The sequence below is a fragment of the Vagococcus sp. WN80Y genome, assembly GCF_059621045.1.
On record NZ_JCAQHY010000072.1, the window covers coordinates 1 to 2,713 of the forward strand.

Annotated in this window: 2 protein-coding genes; one reads left to right on the plus strand and one right to left on the minus strand. The window is 40.5% G+C overall.

Annotation, left to right across the window (positions count from 1 at the left end; all coding sequences use genetic code 11):
* Positions 1-784 (plus strand): hypothetical protein (locus AC5KOD_RS02845; protein WP_496913025.1); only part of this gene is annotated, 784 nt, incomplete at its 5' end.
* Between the two features lie 1,098 nt (positions 785-1,882).
* Here the strand turns inward: AC5KOD_RS02845 and AC5KOD_RS02850 are convergent.
* The coding region (locus AC5KOD_RS02850; protein ID WP_496913026.1) for an amidohydrolase at positions 1,883-2,713 on the minus strand (831 nt) is incomplete at its 5' end.

Here is a 2,713-nt window from a genome sequence, read left to right on the forward strand (position 1 = left end):
AGAGAAAGAGGTGATATTAACAGAGGACGTCTTTGCCATGATGGTGGGGAAAGACCAAACAGGTCATAAGAAAACAGGGCTATTTTTTATCGATGGCACCATCAAAAAAACAGCTTTAACTCCTTTTCAGCTGCATAAAGGGTTCGGGATTAAAAGAGGCGTTGCAAATCCAGCTACCTTAAGACAGGTGTTAAATTTTCATCTCAATAAACATCCTAAGTATGCCGCGCTTGTCACGCCTAGTTCCACTTTTTCACGATTTAATACCGCTTCTTGGGCTAATTTAAACCTCGCCATCAGCTTCCATAAAGGGAAACAAGAAGATGGCATTAAACGTAGCTTAATCCACTTTTCTTTTGGCGCAACGCTAGAAGTTCACATTGGGATCCAAAGCGTGCGACAAACGTTTCAAGTTGATGTCTTAGAAGCCTGGGCAATCCAACTTAATCATCTTTTAGGGGCTGTCCCCCTAATCCAAGTTGCCGGGGTAACTAATCCGAATAACCGCTACATGACCGCTAAAATTAGTAATAAGAACCATCACATTGATCGGAATAATCAAAAAAAGACAGAAAAAAAAGACCACACGAAACGAATTCATGTCGCCTACATTTGTCCAGAGGAATTTGTTGAATCACTTCATATCTTTGCCAAACTCCTGCCTCTGATCAAAGCTGGTTATCTCCAAAAAATCGATATGGAAAGCTTCCCTCGTCAACAAAGACAGCTCGTTAAACGAATTCTTAATTGGAAAGAAGGTCATACCGATGACAACAGCTCATAAATACTTTAATACTAGTCAAGGAGCAGATTAGCCCCTTTCGGATCACACATTTTCTAGACCATCCTGACCCTCTCATTGTTTCAAGACAGAACAAGTCAGTACCACCAAAAAGTAAGAACGTCATTCACTAAGAAGATATCAAGATAGCTCGTGTTAGGTCAACTAAGATAACCTAACACGAGTCTCCTATTGTCTTCATCGCTAATCAAGTTAAGATAACACTATCATCAATTAGTAACTTACAGAAAAGTGTTTCAGTTGACAGCTGATAAATAGTTGACTTGTTGGTCAATTCATTGATACATCAATATGTCTCGTCCAACCAACTAATCCCCTATGTCAACTGAAGCCAGACATGAGCCATATTTTCCACTTTAATTATTGAGAAGAAACTAGCATCCCTTATTATTTAATAACACATAATTAAACTAGAGACTTACTAAAAAGTCGTTCAGACGACAGCTTACAAACAAGGAGAAAGTTGATAAACACACTGTTATATCAGCCGTTTACCTGTAATCCATGACTCACTTATGTCAACTGAATCCAGACATGAGCTATATTATCCTCTTCAATTAAATAACACTTTTTAAAAACAAAGAAAAATTTAGGATTATTTATCATTTAATAACATGATATTCAAATATCGACTTACTAAAAAGTCATTCAGGCGACAGCTTACAAACAGGTTAACTTTTAGTGGACTCACTGTTATATCAACTGTTTCCCCTATATTTCATGAATCACCTATGTCGACTGAGACCAGACATGAGCTATATTTTCCGCTTTAATTAAACAACAATGTTTAACTATTGAGAAGAAACTAGCATCCCATATTATTTAATAACACGATATCCAACTAAAAACTTACTAAAAAGTCAGTCAGACGACAGCTTACAAACAGATCAAATTTTGTCGAAATAACTGTTATATCAACTATTCCCCCTATAATCCATCAATCACTTATGTCGACTGAATCCAGACATGAGCTGTATTTCCGCCATTGATTAAACAACATCCATTAACTGATAAATCCCCCACTACCATCACTCATCCTAGACAGTCATTCATGATTAATTAACCACTGTTCATTTCCCCTTACTCCGTTAAAAAATTAAGCGCAAACTTCACCGTGGCTCCTAAGCTGTACGCTAAGGCATCTTCATCTAAATCAAAGTAATCATTATGATGCTCAGCCCCACTGCCAACCTCTGGGTTGCCAATCCCTACAAAGGCAAAAACACTTGGCGCGACTTTGGCATAGTGCGAAAAGGACTCTGAGGCATACCACTGAATATCTTCTACCAGCTTGTCTGGATACAGGTCTTCGACGCCTAGTCGTGCAATTTCTGCCAGTAAGGGATCATTTAAGACGGGAATCGTGGCAAAGCGCATGCCGTCTAAGTAACGGATGGTGCACTTATGAGCCGCCGCTGTATGTTCTGCGACTTCCTTTAAGACGGCCATCGCTTTATGCCCTTCTGCCACATCAAAATACCGTAAACTTCCCCCAATATAAGCCGTATCAGGTATGACATTGTTGGCACTACCTGCATGGAATTGAGTTAACCCAAGGGTCACCGGCTTACTCACATCCAATTGATTGGCCCACGCATTCGTCAAACCGGTTAGAACATTGGCAGCCGCAAAAATCGGGTTGATGGATAAATCAGGACGGGAGCCATGACCAGAGCGACCGACCACTTCAAAGTCAATCACCGCGGCTCCGGCCATTCGTGGGCCACCATCCAAACAGATTTGACCCGTCGGCATAAAGGCTGTCAAATGGGTGCCATAAATCGCGTCAATGCCTAAGGGTTGAAGACTTTCAATCATGGCATCAATCCCTGAGCCGATTTCTTCGCCTTCTTCAAACAAGAACACAATCCGTCCTGATAGCTCGTCTTTGATCTCAACCAATAAACGCAT